The 20,768-nt window shown below is 68.0% G+C and carries 20 protein-coding genes and 1 tRNA gene; 15 read left to right on the top strand and 6 right to left on the bottom strand.

What is annotated here, in order from left to right; genetic code table 11:
- The 7 genes from J2Y58_RS12325 to J2Y58_RS12295 form a co-directional block, all read left to right on the top strand.
- Positions 1-342: hypothetical protein (locus J2Y58_RS12325; protein WP_310103507.1), on the top strand; the 342-nt coding region annotated here is incomplete at its 5' end.
- Positions 339-569 carry a hypothetical protein gene (locus tag J2Y58_RS12320; protein WP_310103506.1) on the top strand — a complete coding sequence of 77 codons (231 nt, stop codon included), beginning with the start codon at positions 339-341 and terminating at the stop codon, positions 567-569. The genes J2Y58_RS12325 and J2Y58_RS12320, both read left to right, overlap by 4 nt.
- A 1-nt stretch (position 570) precedes the next feature.
- The gene (locus J2Y58_RS12315; RefSeq protein WP_310103504.1) at positions 571-804 is read left to right on the top strand and encodes a hypothetical protein; all 234 of its coding nucleotides are present in this window, start codon (positions 571-573) and stop codon (positions 802-804) included.
- Positions 801-980, top strand: coding sequence for a hypothetical protein (locus tag J2Y58_RS12310; protein WP_310103503.1), 180 nt, complete (start codon positions 801-803; stop codon positions 978-980). The genes J2Y58_RS12315 and J2Y58_RS12310 overlap by 4 nt, the downstream gene beginning before the upstream one ends.
- Positions 981-1,006: 26 nt before the next feature.
- On the top strand, positions 1,007-1,249 hold the full coding sequence (locus J2Y58_RS12305) for a hypothetical protein (RefSeq protein WP_310103501.1): 243 nt from the start codon (positions 1,007-1,009) through the stop codon (positions 1,247-1,249).
- A complete protein-coding gene (locus tag J2Y58_RS12300; RefSeq protein ID WP_310103499.1) occupies positions 1,236-1,829 on the top strand; it encodes a hypothetical protein in 594 nt (197 codons plus the stop codon). The genes J2Y58_RS12305 and J2Y58_RS12300 overlap by 14 nt, the downstream gene beginning before the upstream one ends.
- 569 nt (positions 1,830-2,398) lie before the next feature.
- Entirely contained in the window at positions 2,399-3,319 is a 921-nt protein-coding gene (locus J2Y58_RS12295; RefSeq protein WP_310103497.1) for an Abi family protein, read from the top strand.
- Between the two features lie 241 nt (positions 3,320-3,560).
- On the opposite strand, the gene J2Y58_RS12290 is transcribed toward J2Y58_RS12295, so the two are convergent.
- A tRNA-Gln gene (locus J2Y58_RS12290) sits at positions 3,561-3,634 on the bottom strand.
- A gap of 142 nt (positions 3,635-3,776) precedes the next feature.
- Here J2Y58_RS12290 and J2Y58_RS12285 point away from each other — a divergent pair.
- Together J2Y58_RS12285 and J2Y58_RS12280 are read left to right on the top strand one after the other, a co-directional pair.
- A complete protein-coding gene (locus J2Y58_RS12285; protein WP_310103527.1) occupies positions 3,777-4,814 on the top strand; it encodes a Ppx/GppA phosphatase family protein in 1,038 nt (345 codons plus the stop codon).
- Positions 4,811-5,491, top strand: coding sequence for an RlmE family RNA methyltransferase (locus tag J2Y58_RS12280; protein WP_310103495.1), 681 nt, complete (start codon positions 4,811-4,813; stop codon positions 5,489-5,491). Before J2Y58_RS12285 ends, J2Y58_RS12280 begins: the two co-directional genes overlap by 4 nt.
- A 128-nt stretch (positions 5,492-5,619) precedes the next feature.
- On the opposite strand, the gene J2Y58_RS12275 is transcribed toward J2Y58_RS12280, so the two are convergent.
- The 3 genes from J2Y58_RS12275 to J2Y58_RS12265 form a co-directional block, all read right to left on the bottom strand.
- Positions 5,620-7,425, bottom strand: coding sequence for a DUF885 domain-containing protein (locus tag J2Y58_RS12275; protein WP_310103494.1), 1,806 nt, complete (start codon positions 7,423-7,425; stop codon positions 5,620-5,622).
- Entirely contained in the window at positions 7,425-9,062 is a 1,638-nt protein-coding gene (locus tag J2Y58_RS12270; RefSeq protein WP_310103493.1) for a S10 family serine carboxypeptidase-like protein, read from the bottom strand. The genes J2Y58_RS12275 and J2Y58_RS12270 overlap by 1 nt, the downstream gene beginning before the upstream one ends.
- A gap of 199 nt (positions 9,063-9,261) precedes the next feature.
- Complete coding sequence (locus J2Y58_RS12265) at positions 9,262-10,260, bottom strand: ligase-associated DNA damage response exonuclease (protein WP_310103492.1); 999 nt, start codon at positions 10,258-10,260, stop codon at positions 9,262-9,264.
- Positions 10,261-10,332: 72 nt separating this feature from the next.
- On the opposite strand from J2Y58_RS12265, the gene J2Y58_RS12260 reads away from it, so the two are divergent.
- The 5 genes from J2Y58_RS12260 to pdeM all read left to right on the top strand — a co-directional run bounded on the left by J2Y58_RS12260 (position 10,333) and on the right by pdeM (position 16,231).
- Positions 10,333-10,515 (top strand): hypothetical protein, encoded by a 183-nt coding sequence (locus J2Y58_RS12260; RefSeq protein WP_310103490.1) that lies wholly within the window; start codon positions 10,333-10,335, stop codon positions 10,513-10,515.
- A 186-nt stretch (positions 10,516-10,701) separates the two neighbouring features.
- Positions 10,702-13,110, top strand: coding sequence for a ligase-associated DNA damage response DEXH box helicase (locus tag J2Y58_RS12255; protein WP_310103488.1), 2,409 nt, complete (start codon positions 10,702-10,704; stop codon positions 13,108-13,110).
- Positions 13,111-13,142: 32 nt separating this feature from the next.
- Positions 13,143-14,069, top strand: a complete 927-nt coding sequence (locus tag J2Y58_RS12250; RefSeq protein WP_310103486.1) for an aspartyl protease family protein — start codon at positions 13,143-13,145, stop codon at positions 14,067-14,069.
- A gap of 51 nt (positions 14,070-14,120) precedes the next feature.
- Complete coding sequence (locus J2Y58_RS12245; RefSeq protein ID WP_310103484.1) at positions 14,121-15,512, top strand: M20/M25/M40 family metallo-hydrolase; 1,392 nt, start codon at positions 14,121-14,123, stop codon at positions 15,510-15,512.
- A 41-nt stretch (positions 15,513-15,553) separates the two neighbouring features.
- On the top strand, positions 15,554-16,231 hold the full coding sequence (gene pdeM / locus J2Y58_RS12240) for a ligase-associated DNA damage response endonuclease PdeM (RefSeq protein ID WP_310103482.1): 678 nt from the start codon (positions 15,554-15,556) through the stop codon (positions 16,229-16,231).
- A gap of 102 nt (positions 16,232-16,333) precedes the next feature.
- Here the strand turns inward: pdeM and J2Y58_RS12235 are convergent, their stop codons facing one another.
- Both J2Y58_RS12235 and J2Y58_RS12230 read right to left on the bottom strand, forming a co-directional pair.
- Positions 16,334-17,029, bottom strand: a complete 696-nt coding sequence (locus tag J2Y58_RS12235) for an aspartate/glutamate racemase family protein (RefSeq protein ID WP_310103480.1) — start codon at positions 17,027-17,029, stop codon at positions 16,334-16,336.
- Positions 17,029-18,273: a UbiH/UbiF/VisC/COQ6 family ubiquinone biosynthesis hydroxylase gene (locus J2Y58_RS12230; RefSeq protein WP_310103478.1), complete on the bottom strand. Its 1,245-nt coding sequence runs from the start codon at positions 18,271-18,273 to the stop codon at positions 17,029-17,031. The genes J2Y58_RS12235 and J2Y58_RS12230 overlap by 1 nt, the downstream gene beginning before the upstream one ends.
- Before the next feature lie 131 nt (positions 18,274-18,404).
- On the opposite strand from J2Y58_RS12230, the gene J2Y58_RS12225 reads away from it, so the two are divergent.
- On the top strand, positions 18,405-20,735 hold the full coding sequence (locus J2Y58_RS12225; protein ID WP_310103476.1) for a DNA translocase FtsK 4TM domain-containing protein: 2,331 nt from the start codon (positions 18,405-18,407) through the stop codon (positions 20,733-20,735).
- Positions 20,736-20,768 lie beyond the last annotated feature (33 nt).

The raw sequence follows: 20,768 nt of genomic DNA, 5'->3' as shown, positions 1-20,768 counted from the left end.
CCAAATGGAGCAGCTTACCACTGGCAGGATTTCTCTCCGCCGCACCGGCACCTATGCCGGCGCTCCCGTGGCCGGGTTTGTCACCGCCCTACACAAGCAGCCGCCAACCGCTTCAACTCCGTCGCCACCGACCTCGAGGCGCGAGATCCGGCCGCGTATAAAGAGATCGAGGAGGCGATGCTTGCAGCCAGCCGAGCGGCTGACGCTGCGATCCCGGTCACGTGGGACGACTTCGCTCGCTGGGTTGAGCACATCATGGATGCCGGGTTGAGCGGCATCAGCGAAGCGAATGAAAGCCGGTTGCTCGCCCACACGCGCCGCCTTGTCGAGGAGGCCCGATGATGGTGTTCCTGACGATCAGCAACGGCCTGCGCCGTATCATTGCCGCCGCCGAGCCCTGGTACAATTGGGGCGAGGTGCACGTCGAGCGCATGCAGGAGATCCGCGTCGACGAGGGCGGCCGGCTTCACGTCGGCGGCGAGGGGCCGGTGCGCTACTTCGAGCTCCAGTGGTTCGGCATCCACTTCGCTGTCCAACTCGGTCGCACGCCGAAGCCGGAGGGCCGCTGACATGGCCACCGTGCTGAAGCACCTCGACACCTTCGATCCCGCTGCGTGGCTGACGGCGATGACGCAGATCGGCGGCGGCTATGCGCTCATGTCCGGCCGGCGGCTGGCGCTGATGGTCGACGATTGCCACCCGGAAGACCTGACCACCGTCATGGCGCCGCTAGTCGGACGTCCTGACCGGCAGGAAGCGATCAAGGCCGCGATCGAGCGCAAGCAGCTAGGAGCCGTCGCATGAAGTGGCGGCGGCAAGCGCGGCTCATCGCGCAGGTGCTCGGGATGGTGGCGGGCGTCATCACGCTGTTCGTGCTGGCGTGGCGCACCAATCCGGGCGTGGCCTACGTCGCTGGCATGGCCGCTCTATGGGGCTGGTGGGATCGCTTCATCATGCGGCTGCTGGAGCAGCGGCATTGAGACAGGCGCCCACAACCCCCCGCCCGGTGGCGGCGATCAAGCCGTGGCGCCGCCACCGTACGCGGGCATGGTCGCGCCGCAACAGCATAGCAGGCACGGGGTCGCTGTTAGCGGCGATCCCGGTTTTGCCGCGTGACGAGCTGGCCCGCCTGACCGAGCGCATGATCGATCGAATGGACCAGATCGACGGCGATCCGGACCTGGAGGATCTGCGCGACGACGACGAGGACACCCACGACCGCGAGGACGACCGTGATGGCGATCAATAGCACCGCACCGTGGCAGCCGGCGTCACCGAGCCGCGTCGTTCACCAGCCTGTCGCCCGTCATACGCGGACGTCGGGCTTTAACCGCGTGCATCGGTTCGAGGACAGCCATGCGCTGGCGGCACAATACGGCCCAGACTGGTGGTTGCCGATCTACCGTCGCGCCTTCCCGACGCTCATGTCGGCGGTCGCCGTCGAGCACGATGGGTGGGCGCAGCGCGGTGGCATCGATCGCCTGCTGACGCTGGCGTGCGGGCGGACATACACCGTCGACGAGAAGATCCGCACCGAGGATTGGCCGGACGTCCTGCTGGAGCGATGGTCCGACGAGGTGCGGAAGTCGCCGGGGTGGGTGCAGAAGCCGCTGGCCGCGGACTTCATTGCCTACGCGCATGCGCCGGCGGCGACGTGCGTGTTGATGCCCGTCCCTGCCCTTCAGCGCGCATGGCGGCAGCACGGACGATCATGGATCGGTCTTTACGGTCTTCGTCGCGCGCAGAACGCGGGATGGACGTCGGTCAGCGTCCCCGTGCCTCGCGGCGTGCTGATGCAAGCCATCGTGGAAGCGATGTTCGTAGTTTAAGCTGCCACGCACTAAGAACCATCTGTGGTGGTTAAAATATGACTCGACACCACAGGCTGTATTGATCCATATGGATGGAGACGGCCCGCCGTCTTTTTCCTGCACGTCTCGATGCCCAGTACTAGGGCGCATGAGGCGACCCTGAGCCTGAGGCTTTCACCTCAGTCCCTTGCAGGAGACTGACTATGCGGATCGCATGCAGTTGGCCGAAGGCGGTGTCGGTATGCCAATACCACCGCTTCCGGTTTGGGCGCTGGGAGCTTGTTTGCTCTCATTGCCGGTCATATCCCAGCCGCTAACGCGGTTTGTTGATCAAACTCGCGGCGGGCTGTCACCCGTTACAGACGCTCTAAAATCGGAATGCAAGTGGTAATCGTGCAACTAGGTGTTGCATTTTGGCCACAATCATGTATTTTCGACAAAATTGGGTTTTGGCCACTTGCGTTGTTGATTTGTTGGAATCTGCCAACTATCTCGACGTGGATCGCGCTCGCCAGGCCTCTGTCCTCCCGGATACGCACACTTGGCGGGCCTTTTTGTTTTTAGGCATGTAGCGCTAAGGTCTGATGATGACCCGTCGCTTCGCCAAACCGGCCCTCACGCTCACTGATCAAATCGACCACCTGCGTGAGGCTGGAATGACCGTTGCCGACCCCGCCCGGGCTGAGCAGTGGCTTCGGCATATCAGCTACTACCGACTGAGCGGCTATTGGCACATCTGGAAGGACCGATCGGTTCCAGACCAGACCCGCTTCAACCAAGGTGCCGACTTTGACGCGCTGTGTGCGCTCTACAATTTTGATCGCGACCTCCGAGACTGCGTTGGTCATGCCATCGAGCAAGTCGAAGTCGCGCTAAGAGGTTCTTGGGCATACGCTCTAGCGCAGGTCAGTGGGGCGCATGGCTATCTCGACGCTTCCCTCTATTCAGACCGCAAAGAATTCCATCAGATGCTTGGCAAGCTCGCCACGGAGACTGGGTGGTCCGCTGAGACATACATCCGCCATTATCGAGAGACTTACAACGAACCAGCGCTTCCTGCTGTGTGGATGGTAGCCGAAATGATGAGTTTCGGACAGCTCTCTCGATGGTACTCGCTCTTGGTTGATCCAAGGCTTCGCACAGCCATCGCGCAGCCATTTGGCCTCCGTGAACAGCAGTTTGTGTCTATCGTGAAGCACCTCGTGGATGTTCGGAACATTTGCGCGCATCATGGCAGACTCTGGAACCGCGGGTTTCGAAGCCCGCCGCAGCTACCACGCCGTCCTAGGGAGCTCGGCGCTTCACTGGACGACAGCACAGCCGGCAATGCGGCCGGCAAGCTGTATAACACTCTCGTTCTTCTGCTTCATCTTGTCGCCGCAATCGATCCGGGTGCAGAATGGCGCGCTGAGCTGGTGAACGTACTCTCCGCTCATCCTAACGGCGATCTGGGCACGATGGGCTTCCCGGCGAATTGGCGAAGCAGGCCCTATTGGGACGGCATCTAAGGCCACCATCGACCAAGATTGATGTGTCACACGGATCACGGAGAAGCAGCCCGGATGCGATCAATCGCGATCTAAAACGCGCTTACCCGATTCGAACTGCATCAGCGGAGGCACCACGTTGCCGCACGGAAGCTGCGACGTCGCCGCGACCCTTTCTATGAAGAATGGTAGCTAGTGTGGGAACGACCACCACGGCTGAGTTGAAAATGCTATAAATCTCAACCGCTTAGCGGGAGGAAGCTGGATGCCCGACAAGGATTCGAACCTTGATTGACGGAGTCAGAGTCCGCTCTCTTACCATTAGAGGATCGGGCAACAGCGGGGGAGCGTCTAGAAGCGCGCTTGCGTCCTGTCAACGCCTGCCTTGCCCCGCGTATCCCGTCCGTGTACTTTTGAGGCCAAGCACCGGGGGGCCGCACGGGCGGCTCCGGACCGGAAGAGACAGAAAGTGACGGCAATGGTGGATGTTACCGCCGAATTGCCGCGCCGGCAGGCGTCTGGTCCTGCCCGTTCGGCACGTTTCCAGCCCCGCACCGCGCGGGGCACGCCGCGGCATTATGCCGCGCTCGACCTGGGTACCAACAACTGCCGCCTGCTGATCGCACGGCCGCAGGGGGACGGCTTCGCGGTCGTCGACGCCTTCTCGCGGATCGTCCGCCTGGGCGAGGGGCTGGCGCATAGCGGCGCGCTGTCCGACGCCGCCATCGAGCGCACGATCGCCGCGCTGCGGGTGTGCGCCGACAAGCTGAAGCGCCGCAACGTCACGCTCGCGCGATCGGTCGCAACCGAGGCGTGTCGCCGCGCCAGCAACGGCGCGTCGTTCATCGCCCGCGTGCTGGAGGAGACCGGCATCCACCTCGACATCATCTCGGCGGAGGAAGAGGCGCGGCTCGCCGTGCTCGGCTGCCATGCCCTGCTCGAACCCGGCACCGGTCCGGCGCTGGTCTTCGATATCGGCGGCGGCTCGACCGAACTGGTGCTGGTCGATGCGGACAGCACGGTGCCGAAGGTTCGCGATTGGCATTCGGCGCCATGGGGCGTGGTGTCGCTGACCGAAAGCGCCGGCGGCGGCGGCAACGCCGAGGAGCGGGCAAAGGCGTACAAAAGGATGCGCGCGCTGGTGGCGGAGAGTTTCGCGCCGTTCGCCGCGCGGTTGCCGCGCCCGTCGGGCACCCCGCGGCTGCTCGGCACGTCGGGGACGGTGACGACGCTCGCGAGCGTCCACCTCGGGCTGGAACGCTACGACCGCGCGCAGGTCGACGGGCTGATCGCGCCGGCGGCGGCGATGCGCACGATCAGTCAGGCGCTCGCGGGCATGTCGCTAGCCGATCGTGCCAAGCTGCCGTGCATCGGACGCGAGCGCGCCGACCTGGTCGTCGCCGGCTGCGCGATTTTGGAGGGCATCCTCGACCTGTGGCCGGCCGAGCGGCTGGGGGTCGCCGACCGCGGGATTCGCGAAGGCATCCTGCGCCGGCTGATGGAGACCGGCGCATGAGGGGCGCGGGAGTCGGGCGGCAGCGCGTCAAGACCGCCAAGCGCCGCACTGCGCAATCGACGCGCTGGCTGGAGCGGCAACTCAACGATCCGTATGTGCGCCGCGCCAAGGCCGAGGGCTATCGCAGCCGTGCCGCCTATAAGCTGATCGAGCTGGACGAGCGCTTCGGCCTGCTGAAGGGCGTGAAGCGCGTCGTCGATCTCGGCATCGCGCCGGGCGGGTGGAGCCAGGTGGTGCGGCGCGTGTCGCCGAACGCCGCGATCGTCGGCATCGACCTGCTGCCCGTCGATCCGATCGACGGCGTGACGATCTTCGAGATGGACTTCATGGACGATGCCGCGCCGGGCAAGTTGATGGAGGCGCTGGGCGGTGCGCCCGATCTCGTGATGTCGGACATGGCGGCCAACACGGTCGGGCATCCGCAGACCGACGCGCTGCGCACGATGGCGCTGGTCGAAACCGCGCTGGCGTTCGCGATCGACGTGCTGCGCCCGGGCGGCACCTTCGTATCGAAGGTGTTCGCGGGCGGCGCCGATTCGGCGCTGGTCGCGGAGATGAAGCGCAATTTCGCGACCGTGAAGCACGCCAAGCCGCCGTCGAGCCGCAAGGGTTCGGTCGAATGGTTCGTGGTGGCGCAGGGGTTCAAGGGGCGGGCGGCGGCGGTGATGGAAGAGTAACCCTCCTCCACCGTTCGCACTGAGCCTGTCGAAGTGCGCGCCGCGGGCGGTGCGCCGGGAGTACGTGCTTCGACAGGCTCAGCACGAACGGGGTGGGGGTTAGCCACCCCTGCCGTCGGTGCGAACGACTACGCCTTCTTCGCCGCGATATAGGCGTCGACCTGCTCCCCCAGCACGTCGAGCGGCAACGCGCCCTGCCCCAGCACCACTTCGTGGAACTCGCGCAGGTCGAACTTCGAGCCCAGCGCGCGCTCCGCCTTGGTTCGCAGCTCGGCGATCTTCAGCTGCCCGACCATGTAGCTGGTCGCCTGCCCCGGCCAGTTGAAGTAACGGTCGACCTCGCGCGAAATGTCGGTGTCGCTGACCGAGCTGTTGGCGCGGAAATAGGCCACCGCCTGTTCGCGGGTCCATTTCTTGGCATGGATGCCGGTGTCAAGCACCAGCCGGATCGCGCGCCACACCTGGTTGGAGAGCATCCCGAACTCGGCGTAGGGATCGGTATACGCCCCCATCTCCTTGGCGAGCCGCTCGCTATAGAGCCCCCAGCCTTCGACATACGCGCCGTAGCCGCCGAGCGTGCGGAACTTCGGCAGCCCCTCCAGCTCCATCGCGCGCGCGATCTGGAAATGGTGGCCCGGCGCCGCCTCGTGCGCGGCGATCGCGTCGAGCTGGATCTTCTGGGTCTGGTTCATGTCGACCAGGTTGACGTAGAAGATCCCGGGCCGCGACCCGTCGGGCGCGGGGCGGTTGTAGAAGGCGGTCGAGGCGGTCGCCTCGCGCCATTTCTCGACCGCGCGCACCTCCAGCTTCGCCTTGGGCAGCCGCAGGAAGTAACGCGGCGCGGCGTCCATCATCTGCGCGACGAAGCGGCGCGCGTCGCCGAGATACGCCTCCCGCCCCGCCTCGGTGTTCGGATATTTGAAGCGCGGATCGGTGCGGACCTGCACGAAGAACTGCTCGAGCGTGCCGGTGAAGCCGATGCGGTTCTTGACCGCCTCCATCTCCTGCCGGATCGCCGCGACCTGACGCAGGCCGAGCGCATGGATCTGGTCGGCGGTCAGGTCGGTGGTGGTCGAATCGCGCAGCCGCACCGCGTAATAGGCCGCACCCTGCGGCAGCTTCCACACGCCGAAGTTGCCGGTCGACTGCGGCTCGAGCCAGTCGAGCGTCGCAAACATCAGGTCGTAGCCGCGCTTCATCGGGCCGGTCATCGCCGCCGCCGCATCCGCCAGCAGCCGTTGCTTGTCGGCATCGGATGCCTTCAGCGCCGTCACCTTCTTGCGGAAATCGCCCATCAGCGCGGAATCGGCACCGGTCGTGAACGGCACGCCGGTCAGCACCTTGCGTGCGTCGCCGCGGACGGGTGCGAAGACCATCTTCGGCGGCACGATTCCCATCCCGGCCTGCTCGCGGATCAGCGCGGCGGTCTCGCGCATCACCCGCTCCGAATCGCGGATGCGCGCGATATAGGCATCGGCATCCGCGACGCTGTCGATGCGGTGGTTGTTGATCAGGAAGGCGGGCACGTCGCCCATCGGGCTGCCGTTGGTCGACACCGGATAGCGCCACTTGCGAAAGCGGAAGCCGTCGCGCGCGCGCTCGACCTGCTCCTCGAACAGGCGGTAGCTCAACCGCGCGCTCGGCCCCAGCCGCGCGGGCGAGAAGCCGGCACGAAGGTCGCGAAGTTGCCGTTCGCCCAGGTCACGCGCGCGGATCGCGGCGGCGTCCGTCTCGTCGTCGAGCTTGTCGTAATCGGTCTTCAGCCCGAGGCTGGTCTGCGCCTCCGGGCTGAGCGCAATGCGTTCCTGAAAGGCGCGGTCGAGGAAGGCAGTGAGTCGCGCATCCTCCGCCGCGGTGGAGGCGGCAGGCTGCGTTGCCGGAGCCTGGGCGGCGATCACGGCGGGGGCGGCGAGCGCGAGGAGCAGCGCGCGCATCAGTTCGGCCCCTGCCCGGTCGATGCCGCGGTCGATGGCGGCACCGGCGGGGTGTCGGAGCGTGCCACCGACAGCGCGCGATCATACCATGCCGACAGGTCGCGCTTCATCGCGACCAGTGCCTCGGGATTCAGATAGGTCATGTGCCCGGCCGGGTAGTAAGTGAAGCTGAGGTTCCGCTGCTGCGCCGGCTCCAGCATCATGTGGCCGAGGTCGTTCTCGGTCCCGAAGAACGGCGTCGCCATGTCGTACCAGCCGTTCATCGACAGCACCTGCAGATACGGATTGCCGCGCATCGCCGCCGCCAGATCGATCGCGGTGTTGGGATTGTTCTGCTGCCCGCCGCCCCGCAGCGGCGAATCGTGCTTCCAGTTCCAGGTCCAACCCTTCGCATCGCGCGCCGACAGCCGGTACGGCATGTCGGTCTTGTAGCCGAGCGTGTGGGTCGCATAATCGTTGAAGGTCGCGATGAACGCGCCGGAGATCGCATCCGACGACACGTCGCTCTCCGGCCGCTCGCCCGCCGCGTCGCTGTCCACCCCGACGTAGCGCGAGTCGAACCGCCCCACTGTCTGGCGGGTGCCGCGCAGCAGCTCCTTCTGGAACCGCGCGAGATCGACGCGCAGGTTGCTGCGGATCAGGAAGTCAGGGGAAAGCCCGGTCAGCTCGCTCATCCGCCGTGCGACGCCGTCACGTTCCTCGGCCGAGATGTTCTGCCCCTTGGCGAGTGCCGACATATACGGCCCCACCGCGAACTCGCGCGCCTGCTGCACCACCGTCGCCACATCGGCCGGACGGTTGGGCAGCCGGTTGTGATACCAGGCGGTCGCCGCATAGCTGGGCAGATAGTTGAGATAGACCTGATCGAGCCCGGGCTGACGATAGCCGTAGTTCATGATCGAGCTGAGCAGCACCACGCCGTTCAGCGCCATGCCGCGGTCCTGCAGCTGATAGGCGAGTGCCCCGGAGCGCAGCGTGCCGTAGCTTTCGCCGAAGATGAACTTGGGCGAATTCCAGCGTCCGAACTTGGTCGAATAGCGCAGGATCGCCTTGGCGAAGGCGTCGGCATCCTCGTCGGTGCCGTAGAAGTCGGACGGTTTGGAATCGCCCAGCGGCCGCGAATAGCCGGCACCGATCGCGTCGAGGAATACCATGTCGGTCTTGTCGAGCAGCGTGTACGGGTTCGGCCCGAAGTCGTACGGCGCGGGGCGGATGAACTCCGGGCTGCCGGTCTGGAGCCGCACGGGCGCGAACGATCCCATGTGCAGCCAGAACGTCGGGCTGCCGGGGCCGCCGTTATAGAAGTAGGTGATCGGGCGTTTCGTGCCCGGCTTCGTGCCGTCGAGCGTATAAGCGGTGTAGAACATCGAGGCGGTCGGCTTCCCCTCGAGGTCGCGGATCGTCAGCGTGCCGGCGTTCGCGGTATAGGCCAGCCGCTTGCCCGCCACCGTCACCGCACCCTTCGAGCGTTCCTCGCGCTCCTCGACCGGCGCGTTGGCGGTCGCGGCCTCGGCCTCTTCCTTCTGCATCTCGGCGTTGCTCTTCGCCGGTCGCTTGTCCCCTCCCTTGTCCTGCCCCTGCGCCATCACCGGCATCGTCGCGGCGGCGAGCAGGAGGGCGGCGTATCCGAAGCGCATCAGGCGATCCCCTTTTATGTCAGGGGCATGGTGTAATCGTCACGGCGGAAACGATGCAAGCGGCGCTTCGTCATTCCCGCGCAGGCGGGAATCCAGACGCGCAGGTTCGGCGATAGAAGCGGGACGTCAGAGGTTCTGGTTTCCTCCCTGCGCCGGAATGACGGCAGAAAGGCAGGGAATGACGATCTGGCCGGCCGCCTCAATCGTCCTCGTCCTCGAACCCCACCAGCGCCAGCGCGCGCGCCTTGATCTGCCGCGTCATGCACCAGTGGACCAGCGCCTCCTCGCGACCGTGGGTCACCCACACCTCGCGCGGCGAAATCTCGGTCAGCGTGGTCGTCAGCTCGTCCCAGTCGGCATGGTCGGACAGGATCAGCGGCAGTTCGACGTTCTTCTGCCGCGCGCGCTGCCGCACCCGCATCCACCCGCTGGCCATCGCGGTGATCGGATCTGGCAGCCGGCGGGACCAGCGATCGTTGAGCGCCGAGGGCGGGCACATCACGACATGTCCCGCCATCTCCGCCTTCGCCACGCCGGTCGCCGGGCGCAGCTCGCCGAGCGGCACGCCATGCGCGGCATACAGGTCGCACAACCGCTGCAACGCGCCGTGAATGTAGATCGGCGCGCCGTGACCGCGCGTCCGCAATTCCGCGATCACGCGCTGCGCCTTGCCGAGCGCATAGGCACCGACGACGATGCAGCGATCCGGATTGGCGTGGAGCCGCGCGATCAGCTTGTCGATCTCGTCGCCGGTGCCGGGGTGGCGGAACACCGGCAGCCCGAACGTCGCCTCGGTGATGAACACGTCGCACTTCACCGGCTGGAACGGGGTGCAGGTCGGGTCGGGGCGGCGCTTGTAGTCGCCCGACACCACGATCCGCTCGCCGCGATAATCGAGCACGATCTGCGCCGAGCCGAGCACATGACCGGCGGGGACATAGCCGACCTGCACCTCGCCCAGCCGCACGCTGTCGCCATAGGCGACCGGGCGCGCCTCTTGGGCACCGTAGCGCGCGTCCATGATCGCCAGCGTCTCGGGTGTCGCCCACACCGCGCCGTGCCCGCCGCGCGCATGGTCGGCATGGCCGTGCGTCACCAGCGCCTGCGCGACCGGGATCGACGGATCGACCCATGCATCGGCGGGGCGTACGTAGATCCCGTGCGGATGCGGTTCCAGCCAGTCGCCCAAGGTCGCCATCCCGCAACAACCGGCGATGCGGATCGAAGTTCACGCGCCTGTCGTTGATCGGAAAACGTCAAAGGAGGCAGGATGATGGTCGGCGACGGGTTATGGAGCTTCGTGGTGATCGCGGGGCCGATCGTGCTGGTGGCGGCGTTGCTGTTCGCGATGCTGCGCAACCGCCGCTCGCCCCGCGAGGAGCAGCGGACCGAGGAGGCGACGCGCGATCTGTACAAGCAGCAGTCGGCCGAGGATCGCAAGCGGACGCCGTGAGTCCGCTGCCGTCATTCCCGCGCAGGCGGGCATCCAGACGCGAAGACCTGTCGAAAGAGGCACGACGTTAGAGGTTCTGGATCCCCGCCTGCGCGGGGATGACGTGGGGGCGAGTATAGCGTGCGAGCAGGGTAGCGCACGGAGCCGCATCGCCTACATCATGTCCATGCCCATCTGGACCCGCGATTGACCGCCCTCCCCACCGTCCTCGCCGACTGGTTCGCGCGTCGCTGCTGGCAGCCGCGGCGGCACCAGATGGCGATGCTGGACGAGGCGCGCGCCGGGCATCACGCGCTGTTGATCGCCGCCACCGGCGCGGGCAAGACGCTCGCCGGCTTCCTGCCCACGCTCGCCGACCTGATCGAGCAACCGACCGACGGCCTCCACACGCTCTACGTCTCGCCGCTCAAGGCGCTCGCGGTCGATATCCAGCGCAACCTGCTCGCGCCGATCGAGGAGATGGGCGTCGATATCCGGGTCGAGACGCGCACCGGCGACACCCCCTCCGACCGCAAGGCGCGGCAGCGGGTGAAACCGCCGCAGGTCCTGCTGACCACGCCCGAATCGCTGTCGCTGCTGCTCAGCTATCCCGACAGCTTCGCGATGTTCGCCAACCTCAAGACGATCGTGGTCGACGAGGTGCACGCCTTCGCCACCGGCAAGCGCGGCGACCTGCTCAACCTGTGCATGGCGCGGTTGCAGCGGATCGCACCCGCTTGCCGGCGCGTCGCGCTGTCGGCGACGGTCGCCGACCCCGACGGCTATCGCGCGTGGCTGGCCCCCGATGGTGATATCGACGCGGTGTCGCTGGTCCACGGCGATGCCGGGGTCGATCCCGACATCGCGATCCTGCTGCCCGAGGGTCGCGTGCCCTGGGCCGGCCATTCGGGCCGCTACGCCGCCGAACAGGTGATGGCCGAGATCGAGACGCACAAGACTTCGATCGTCTTCTGCAACACCCGCAGCCTCGCCGAGCTGATCTTCCAGGATCTGTGGAAGGCCAATGCGATGCAGCTGCCGATCGGCATCCACCACGGCAGCCTGGAGAAGGAAGCACGCCGCAAGGTGGAGGGCGCGATGGCCGACGGACGGCTGCGCGCGTTGGTCGCCACCGCCAGCCTCGACCTGGGCGTCGACTGGGGCGACGTGGATTGCGTGATCCAGATGGGCGCGCCGAAGGGATCGTCGCGCCTCCTCCAGCGGATCGGGCGGTCGAACCACCGGCTCGACCAGGCGAGCGAAGCAATCGTCGTGCCGGGCAACCGCTTCGAATATCTGGAGGCGCGCGCCGCGCTCGACGCGGTCGAGGCGGGCGAACTCGACACCGACGTGTTCCGCATGGGCGCGCTCGACGTGCTGGCACAGCACGTCATGGCCTGCGCGTGCGCCGCGCCGTTCGACCAGGCGGCGCTGCTGGCGGAGATCCGCTCCGCGCTCCCCTATTCGGCGCTGACCGACGAACTGTTCGAGCGCGTGCTCGGCTTCATCCGCGATGGCGGCTACAGCTTGCGCGCCTACGATCGCTTCAAGCGGCTGACGCAGGATGGCGACGGCTTGTGGCGCGTCAGCCATCCGAAGTTCGTCGCGCAGCATCGCCTGAATGCCGGGATCATCGTCGAGGCGACGATGCTCAGGGTCCGCTTCCGCAACGGCCGCGCGCTCGGCAAGGTCGAGGAAGGCTTCGCGGCGACGCTCAGCCATGGCGACACCTTCTTCTTCGCGGGGCTCAGCCTGGAGGTCGAGAAGATCGACACCGAGGATCTGATCGTCCGCGCCACCAGCCGCCCGGCGCGCATCCCGACCTATGGCGGCAGCCGGATGCCGCTGTCGACGAACCTCGCCAACCGCGTCCGCCGCTTCCTCGACACGCCTGCCGAATGGCACCGCTTTCCCGACGACGTGCGCGAATGGCTGGAAATTCAGCAGCGCCGCTCGACCCTGCCGCATCCCGACCAATTGCTGGTCGAGACCTTCCCGCGCGAAGGGCGACATTACATGGTCGCCTACAGCTTCGAGGGCTGGAACGCGCACCAGTCGCTCGGCATGCTGGTGACCAAACGCATGGAGACGCTGGGGCTCAAGCCGCTGGGTTTCGTCGCCAACGATTATGCGATCGCCTGCTACGGGCTGGAGAAGGTGACCGACCCGGCCGCGTTGTTCAGCGCCGACATCCTCGAACACGAGTTCGTCGAATGGGTCGAGCGTTCGCATCTGCTCAAGCGCGCGTTCCGGGAGGTCGCGGTGATCGGCGGGCTGGTCGAGCGCCAGCATCCCGGCAAGCGCAAGACCGGGCGGCAGGTGACCTTCTCCACCGACCTGATCTACGACGTGCTGCGCCAGTACGAGCCCGGCCACGTGCTGCTCCAGGCTGCATGGGCGGATGCGCGCGCGCGGATGACCGATGTCGGACGGCTCGCCGACCTGCTCGATCGTGCCGCCGACACGATGGTGCATGTCGACCTGCCGCGCGTCACCCCGCTTGCCGTGCCGGTCCTGACGCTGATCGGGCGCGAAAAGGTGGCGACCGGCACCGCCGACGACGCTTTGCTGATCGAGGCCGAAGCGCTGGCGGCCGAGGCGATGCGCGTGGATTGATCGCGCTTCGTCAGCGGCGTAGCGTGCCGGACATGGAGAGGTGGTTCGCGCTGATGCTGGCGTGCGCAGCGGTGCCTGCGTCGGCGCAGGACGGCGTCCCCGCCGCCCCGCCTGGCGCCGACCCCGCGGGCGACGACCTCGCCTTCCTCGATCACGAGGATCGCATGACCGTGCCGGTCGCGATCGCCGGCGCCGGCCCGTTCGCATTCATCATCGATACCGGCGCGCAGCGCAGCGTCATCTCGCAACAACTCGCGCGCCAGCTCGGCCTGCCCCCCGGCCCGCGCGTGCGGCTGACCGCGATCACCGGCACCAGCGCGGTCGACACGGTCGTGGTCCCGTCGCTGTCGGTCAGCACGCTCGGCGCGCGGCGCGTCGAGGCGCCGGCGCTCGACGCGCGCAACCTGGGCGCGCTCGGCATCCTCGGCATCGACACGTTGCAGGACCATGCGCTGACCATCGACTTCGATCGGCAGCGCATGACGGTCACGCCCGCGAAAGGCCACAAGCCGCCGCCACGCGAGGCGGGCGAGATCGTGGTGCGCGCGCGCAGCCTGTTTGGGCAACTGGTCGTCACCGACGCGACCGTCGCCGGGCGCCGCGTGCGCGTGGTGCTCGACACGGGCACCAGCGTCAGCCTCGGCAACCTCGCGCTGCGCCGCCTGCTCAGCCGCAAGCGCGGCGGCGAACCCGCGATCTTCACCAGCGTGCTCGGCGACCAGATCACGACCGAATACGCCCTGCTTCCGGTCATGACGCTGGGCACCGCGTCGATCCGTTCGCTGCCCGTCGCCTTTGCCGACGCGCCGCCCTTTGCCGCCTTCGGGCTGGCCGAGCGCCCGGCGCTGCTGCTCGGCATGGATGCGCTGCGGCTGTTCAGGCGCGTCTACATCGACTTCGCCCGGCGCGAGTTGCGGATGCTCCTGCCGCGCGACCTGCGGAGGGCCGGCGTGTTTTGACACGCGCGTCCTCACCTGCAACGCAGGCGCCGACGACATAAAGGGGACGCGATGCGCAACGTAACGATCCTGGCCGCCCTGCTGGCCACCACCGCTCCGGCGATCGCGCAATCGCGCCCCGATCAGAAGGCGTTCTTCGATCTCTACAAGGAGATGGTCGAGACCAACACGGTGGTGAACGTCGGCAGCTGCACCCAGGCTGCGGCGCAGGTCGGCACACGGTTGAAGGGGGCCGGCTATTCCGACAGCGACATCACGTATTTCTCGGTCCCCGATCATCCCAGGGACGGCGGGCTGGTCGCAGTATTGAAGGGCAGCGACGCGACGGCCAAGCCGATCCTGCTGCTCGCGCACCTCGACGTGGTCGCCGCCAAGCGCGAGGATTGGGAGCGCGATCCGTTCAAGCTGATCGAGGAAGGCGGCTATTATTACGCGCGCGGTTCGGTCGACGACAAGGCGATGGCCGCGATCTGGGCCGACGCGATGGTCCGGTTCCGCCAGCAAGGCTATCATCCGAAGCGCACGATCAAGCTCGCGCTGACCTGCGGCGAGGAAACGACCTTCGCCTTCAACGGCGCGCAGTGGCTGGCGCAGAACCGTCCCGATCTGATCGCGGCCGAGTTCGCGCTGAACGAGGGCGGCGGCGGCCGCCTCGACGCGCAGGGCAAGCGGCAGCTGCTGGCGGTGCAGGTCGGGGAGAAAGCGGCGCAGAACTACACGCTCGTCGCCACCAACCCCGGCGGGCACAGCTCGGTCCCGACCCCCGACAACGCGATCTACGAACTGGCCGACGCGATCCGCGCGGTGCAGGGCCATGAGTTCCCGGTGCGCTTCACCGACACCACCCGCGCCTATTTCACCGCCACCGGCGAGCGCGCCGGCGGTGAGCTGGGCGACGCGATCCGCCGGCTGCTGGCGAACCCGAACGACTCCGCCGCCGACGCGATCGTCAGCCGCGACAAGGTGCTGCATTCGACACTGCGCACCACCTGCGTCGCGACGCTGCTGAACGCCGGCCATGCCGAAAACGCGCTGCCGCAGCGCGCGACCGCCAACGTCAATTGCCGGATCTTCCCCGGCGAGACGGTCGACGGCACCTTGGCAACGCTCCAGAAGCTCGCCGGCGCGAAGGTGACCGTCACCGCCAACCAGCCGGTCCGCCCCACCGCCGTGCCCCCGACGCTCGATCCCCAGGTGATCGACCCGATGAAGCGCGTGGCGGCGAAGCACTTTCCCGGTCTTCCGCTGCTGCCGATGATGTCGACCGGCGCGACCGACGGCGTGTTCCTGGAGGCGATCGGCATCCCGGTCTACGGCGTGCCCGGCACGTTCATCGATCCGGCGACCAGCGGCATCCACGGCCTCAACGAGCGGATCGGGGTCAAGGACCTGTACGATGCACGCGACTATATGGTCGATCTGGTGAAGGCCTACGCCGGCTAAGCGGTTGATCGCCGCGGCGCGATGCGGCTAAGGCGGACGGCATGGTTCCCGTTCCGTTCGCCGAGCTTCGTTTCGCCGGGCACGTCTGGCACGCGCTGCCCGAGGGCGCGCTGTTCTGGCCGGCGCGCCGCGCGTTGCTGGTCGCGGACCTCCATCTCGAAAAGGCGAGCTGGTATGCGCGCGGCGGGCAGATGCTGCCGCCGTACGATTCGATCGCGACGCTGACCGCGCTGGGCGCGACCGTCGCGGCGACGGGCGCGGAGGAGATCTGGTGCCTAGGCGACAGCTTCCACGATATCGAAGGCTGCGACCGGCTGCCCGCGGAAGCGCGCGCGCGACTGTCGGCGCTGACCGCGGCGGCACGCTGGACGTGGATCAGCGGCAACCACGACCGCAGCTACGTCGATCGCTGCGGCGGCGCCGTGGCCGACGAGGCCTGTGTCGAAGGCGTGGTGCTGCGCCACGAAGCCGATCCGCGCGAGCCGCGTCCCGAGCTGTCGGGGCATTTCCACCCCAAGCTGCGCGTGCGCGTGCGCGGAAAGCTGGTCGCGCGCCGCTGCTTCGTGGCGACCGCGACCAAGCTGATCTTTCCTGCGTTCGGCGCGCTGACCGGCGGGCTCGACGTTACCCATCCCGAAATCGCACGCGCGACCGGCGCGGGAGCGGAGGCGCTGGTGCCGCTGCCGGACCGGCTGCTGCGCTTCCCGCTGGCCGCATAAGCAAACCCGTTCGCACTAAGCCTGTCGAAGTGCGTGTTCCAAGCGCTCCGTCCGGTTCACGTGCTTCGACAGGCTCGGCACGAACGGGGCGGAGGGATCAACTCACCCCGAGACGGCGAACGCCACCGCCGCCGCCGCATGCAGCGCGGTCGTGTCGAACAGCGGTACGGCCGAATCGCCCGCATCGACCAGCAGCATGATCTCGGTACACCCCAGCACGATCGCCTCCGCGCCCTCCGCGATAAGGGCGGTGATCACCGCGCGGTAGCGCGCGCGCGATTCCTCGTGCACCACGCCGCGCACCAGTTCGTCGTAGATGATGCGGTGCACCTCGGCGCGATCGGGCGGGCCGGGCACGATCACCTCCAGCCCGTATCGCTCGGCCAATCGCTCGCGATAGAAAGGCTGCTCCATCGTGAACGCGGTCCCGAGCAACCCGACGCGCCTGTGGCCCGCCGCGACGAGCGCCGTGCCCGCGGCATCGGCGATGTGCAGCAACGGCCGCGGCTGCGCGCGCTCGATCTTGGCGGCCAGCTTGTGCATGGTATTGGTGCACAGCACGATCGCCTCGGCCCCCGCGTCGGACAGCGTTCGCGCCGCCGCCGCCATCCGCTCGCCCAGCGCCGCCCAGTCACCCGCATGCTGGAGCGCGGCGATCTCGGCGAAATCGACCGACACCATCACCAGCGGCGCGGAATGCGTTCCGCCCCTCCGTGCGCGCACGCCCTCGTTGATCAGGCGGTAGTAATGCGCCGAACTCTCCCAGCTCATGCCGCCGAGGAGCCCGATCGTCCGCATCAGGCCAGCGTTCCCATCAGCAGCCGTGGCAGATCGCCGCTTTCGCCGCGCGCCTCGGCCATGAAGCGATCCTTGAGCGGTGCGATCCGGTCGACCGCCGAGATCCCGAAGCGGCGCACCGCGCTGGCGGCCTTGCCGGGCACGCCGAACAGCCGCGTCAGCGTGTCGGTGGCGGCGGCGACCATGAACGTATCGAGCCCGCGCCACGCCTCGTACCGCTTGAGCAATTGCGCGTCGCCCGCATCCAGCCCCAGCCGCCGCCCTTCGACCAGCACCTCGACCAGCGCCGCCACGTCGCGATAGCCGAGGTTCACCCCCTGCCCCGCAATCGGATGGATGCCGTGCGCGGCATCGCCGACCAGCACCAGCCGCGTGTCGGTGACGCGCGCCGCATGGTGGAAGCCGAGCGGATAACTGGCGCGCGGGCTGGCGTGCGACAATGTGCCGAGGAACCCGCCCATCCGCTGCTCCACCTCGGCCAGGAAGCCGCGATCGCCCAGCTTCAGCATCCCCGCGGCATGGTCGCTCGCCACCGTCCACACGATCGCCGAGCGATGCCCGATCTCGTCGTCGGGCAGCGGCAGCAACGCGAACGGCCCGGCCGAATAGAAGATCTCGTAGGCCACGTTCTCGTGGCTACGTTCGTGATGGAACGCCCCGATGATCGCGGCATGATCATATTGCCAGCGCGCGACGTTGATCCCCGCGGCCGCGCGGGTCGGCGATTGCCGCCCCTCGGCGGCGACCAGCAGGTCGGCGGCCACGGTCGCCCCCGACGACAAGGTCGCGCGCACGCCGTCCGCGTCGCGTCGGATCGACGTCGCACGCGTTCGCATCCGCAGGTCGACACGCTCCGCCGCCGCAGCCGCATCGTACAGCGCGCGCCGCAGCAGGCGGTTCTCGTACATCGTCCCCAGTGCGGCATCGTCGGCGGCCGGGATGAAGTCGAGCTTGCCCGGCGCCAGTCCGTCGCTCACCCGAATCTGCCGGATCTCGCAACCGGCCCCCCGCAGCGCGTCGCCGACCCCGATGGCGTCGAGCATCTTGTGGCTGGCGCTCGCCACCGCGGACGCGCGCCCGTCGAACCCGGCCGCCAGCATCACCGCCGGATCGGCGGGATCGACGACGATCGACGACAACCCGTGCCGGTCGAGCGCGACGCTCAGCGCGCTGCCGACCAGCCCACCGCCGAGGATGAGCACATCGGCCCGGGCATCTGCCCTCTGCGCATCTGCATTGTCCATGATACTGCCCTATCCCCACTCACCCGCGAAGCCAATGCCGGGCGCGCTGCCGGTCTCCGCCGCCATCTTGACGTACAACGCGCGCGGGCGGACAATATGGCGGTATTTTCTGACATCGTTGGGGGTTGTGGATGGCAAGCCGGGCTGACGCGCCGCTGTGGCGCGAGACGGTCAAGGCCGGAGCGTTGCGCAGCGGGGCGTTGATCGTCGCGACCGCGCTGTTCGTGCTGACGGTCGCGATGGCGGTGGCGCTCGTCACCTACCGTCCCGGTGACGCGGCGCTCAACACCGCTGCGGCAGGGGTGACCGGCAACCTGCTCGGGTCGGCCGGCGCATGGTTCGCCGATCTGGCGCTCACCTTGTTCGGCCCGGCGGTGGCGCTGCTGCTGCCGGTGGCGCCGATCGTCGGCTTGCGGCTCTGGCGCGGGCAGCCGACTGGCGAAGGCGCGCGGATGCTTCGCAACACCGCCGCGGGCGTCGCGCTGATGGCGGTGACGCTGGCGTGCGTCGCGCCCGGCGCGGTTCCGGCGCTGCCGTTCGGCTGGGGCGGCGCGGTGGGCTCGGGGGTTGTCGGTGCGTTCCGCTCCGGCGTCGCGCTGTTCGGCCAGCCGCTGGTGACGTGGTGGAGCGTCGTGGCGCTCGGGCTGGTCACCGGGATCGCGGGCGCGATTGTCTGGGGGCGCAGCCTTGAGATCGACCTCGCGCGCTTTACCCCCTCGCCGCGCCTGCTGCGCCGTCGCCCGCGCGCCGACGGGGTCGAGGCGGACTTCGACGACGGGGACGACGCCGCGTTCGCCGACGACGACGAGGATGACGCCCCCTTCGCCCTGTCGCGCACGCCGGCGCCGCGCGCGGTCGCGCAGCCCGACAATCGACCCGCCCCGGTCATCAGCGACCGCGCGCTCGCGCCCTCGGCGGCCCCCGCGAAGCCGCAGCAGCGGCTCGACCTGCGCGACAGCTTCGTGCTCCCCGGGCTCGACCTGCTCACCCCCGCCCCCGCCAACCAGGGCGGCCCGGTCGACAAGGCCGGGCTGGAGCGTAACGCGCGCCTCCTCGAAACCGTACTCGACGACTTCAAGGTGCAGGGCGCGATTACCGAGGTCCGCCCCGGCCCGGTCGTGACGATGTACGAGCTGGAGCCCGCGCCCGGTACCAAGGCGAACCGCGTCATCGCGCTCGCGGACGACATCGCGCGCAACATGTCCGCGATCTCGGCACGCGTCGCGACGATCCCCGGCCGCTCGGTGATCGGCATCGAACTGCCCAACACCAAGCGCGAGACCGTCTCGCTCCACGAACTCGTCGCCAGCCAGGCGTTCGAGGACCAGACCGCACAGCTTCCCGTCATCCTCGGCAAGAACATCGCCGGCGACCCGGTCATCGCCGATCTCGCGCCGATGCCGCACCTGCTCGTCGCCGGCACCACCGGGTCGGGCAAGTCGGTCGGTCTCAACGGCATGATCCTGTCGCTGCTCTACCGGCTGACCCCGGACCAGTGCCGGATGATCATGATCGATCCAAAGATGCTCGAACTGAGCATGTACGACGACATTCCGCACCTGCTCTCGCCCGTCGTGACCGACCCCGCCAAGGCGGTTCGCGCGCTGAAATGGGCGGTCGAGACGATGGAGGATCGCTATCGCCAGATGTCCTCGGTCGGCGTCCGCAGCCTCGCCAGCTTCAACGACAAGGTGCGTGCCGCACGCGCCAAGGGCACGCCGCTCGGCCGCCGCGTGCAGACCGGCTATGGCGAGAATGGACAGCCGATCTACGAGGAGGAGCAGCTCGACTACGACGTGCTGCCGCAGATCGTCGTCATCGTCGACGAGCTCGCCGACCTGATGATGACCGCCGGCAAGGAGGTCGAATTCCTGATCCAGCGCCTCGCGCAAAAGGCGCGCGCGGCGGGCATCCACCTCATCATGGCGACGCAGCGCCCGTCGGTCGACGTCATCACCGGCGTGATCAAGGCCAATTTGCCGACCCGCATCAGCTTCCACGTCACCAGCAAGATCGACTCGCGCACCATCCTGGGCGAACAGGGCGCCGAGCAACTGCTGGGGCGCGGCGACATGCTCTACATGCCCGGCGGCAAGGGCATCGTCCGTGTCCACGGCCCGTTCGTCAGCGACGACGAGGTGCGCGCGGTCACCGATCATTGGCGCGCGCAGGGCCAGCCGGACTACATCGAGTCGGTCACCGAGGAGCCGGCCGAGAGCTTCGCGCTGGAAGGCGCGCCGACGGGCGAGGATTCGGCCGAAGACCAGCAATATCGCTCGGCGGTGGCGATCGTCTGCGGCAGCCAGAAGGCGTCGACCTCATGGCTCCAGCGCCAGCTGCGCATCGGCTACAACAGCGCGGCGCGACTGATCGAGCGGATGGAGAAGGAAGGCGTCGTCAGCCGCCCCGACCATGTCGGCCGCCGCGAGGTACTGCGCGACACCGACGGCAACCCGGTGTGAGCCAGGGGCGCGCGGCGACCCGCGCGCCCCGCC

It is taken from the genome of Sphingomonas sp. BE138, from assembly GCF_031456125.1.
Lineage (GTDB): Bacteria > Pseudomonadota > Alphaproteobacteria > Sphingomonadales > Sphingomonadaceae > Sphingomonas.
The sequence above is the reverse complement of the archived record's forward strand: the minus strand, read 5'-3'. Positions and strand labels throughout refer to the sequence as shown.

Coding starts and splice junctions, on each gene's coding strand:
- J2Y58_RS12320 (WP_310103506.1), top strand. CDS start 339: ATGATGGTGTTCCTGACGATCAGCAACGGCCTGCGCCGTATCATTGCC.
- J2Y58_RS12280 (WP_310103495.1), top strand. CDS start 4,811: ATGAGGGGCGCGGGAGTCGGGCGGCAGCGCGTCAAGACCGCCAAGCGC.
- J2Y58_RS12270 (WP_310103493.1), bottom strand. CDS start 9,062: ATGCGCTTCGGATACGCCGCCCTCCTGCTCGCCGCCGCGACGATGCCG.
- J2Y58_RS12250 (WP_310103486.1), top strand. CDS start 13,143: ATGGAGAGGTGGTTCGCGCTGATGCTGGCGTGCGCAGCGGTGCCTGCG.
- J2Y58_RS12315 (WP_310103504.1), top strand. CDS start 571: ATGGCCACCGTGCTGAAGCACCTCGACACCTTCGATCCCGCTGCGTGG.
- J2Y58_RS12265 (WP_310103492.1), bottom strand. CDS start 10,260: ATGGCGACCTTGGGCGACTGGCTGGAACCGCATCCGCACGGGATCTAC.
- pdeM (WP_310103482.1), top strand. CDS start 15,554: ATGGTTCCCGTTCCGTTCGCCGAGCTTCGTTTCGCCGGGCACGTCTGG.
- J2Y58_RS12235 (WP_310103480.1), bottom strand. CDS start 17,029: ATGCGGACGATCGGGCTCCTCGGCGGCATGAGCTGGGAGAGTTCGGCG.
- J2Y58_RS12275 (WP_310103494.1), bottom strand. CDS start 7,425: ATGCGCGCGCTGCTCCTCGCGCTCGCCGCCCCCGCCGTGATCGCCGCC.
- J2Y58_RS12285 (WP_310103527.1), top strand. CDS start 3,777: ATGGTGGATGTTACCGCCGAATTGCCGCGCCGGCAGGCGTCTGGTCCT.
- J2Y58_RS12230 (WP_310103478.1), bottom strand. CDS start 18,273: ATGGACAATGCAGATGCGCAGAGGGCAGATGCCCGGGCCGATGTGCTC.
- J2Y58_RS12225 (WP_310103476.1), top strand. CDS start 18,405: ATGGCAAGCCGGGCTGACGCGCCGCTGTGGCGCGAGACGGTCAAGGCC.
- J2Y58_RS12260 (WP_310103490.1), top strand. CDS start 10,333: ATGATGGTCGGCGACGGGTTATGGAGCTTCGTGGTGATCGCGGGGCCG.
- J2Y58_RS12245 (WP_310103484.1), top strand. CDS start 14,121: ATGCGCAACGTAACGATCCTGGCCGCCCTGCTGGCCACCACCGCTCCG.
- J2Y58_RS12295 (WP_310103497.1), top strand. CDS start 2,399: ATGACCCGTCGCTTCGCCAAACCGGCCCTCACGCTCACTGATCAAATC.
- J2Y58_RS12300 (WP_310103499.1), top strand. CDS start 1,236: ATGGCGATCAATAGCACCGCACCGTGGCAGCCGGCGTCACCGAGCCGC.
- J2Y58_RS12310 (WP_310103503.1), top strand. CDS start 801: ATGAAGTGGCGGCGGCAAGCGCGGCTCATCGCGCAGGTGCTCGGGATG.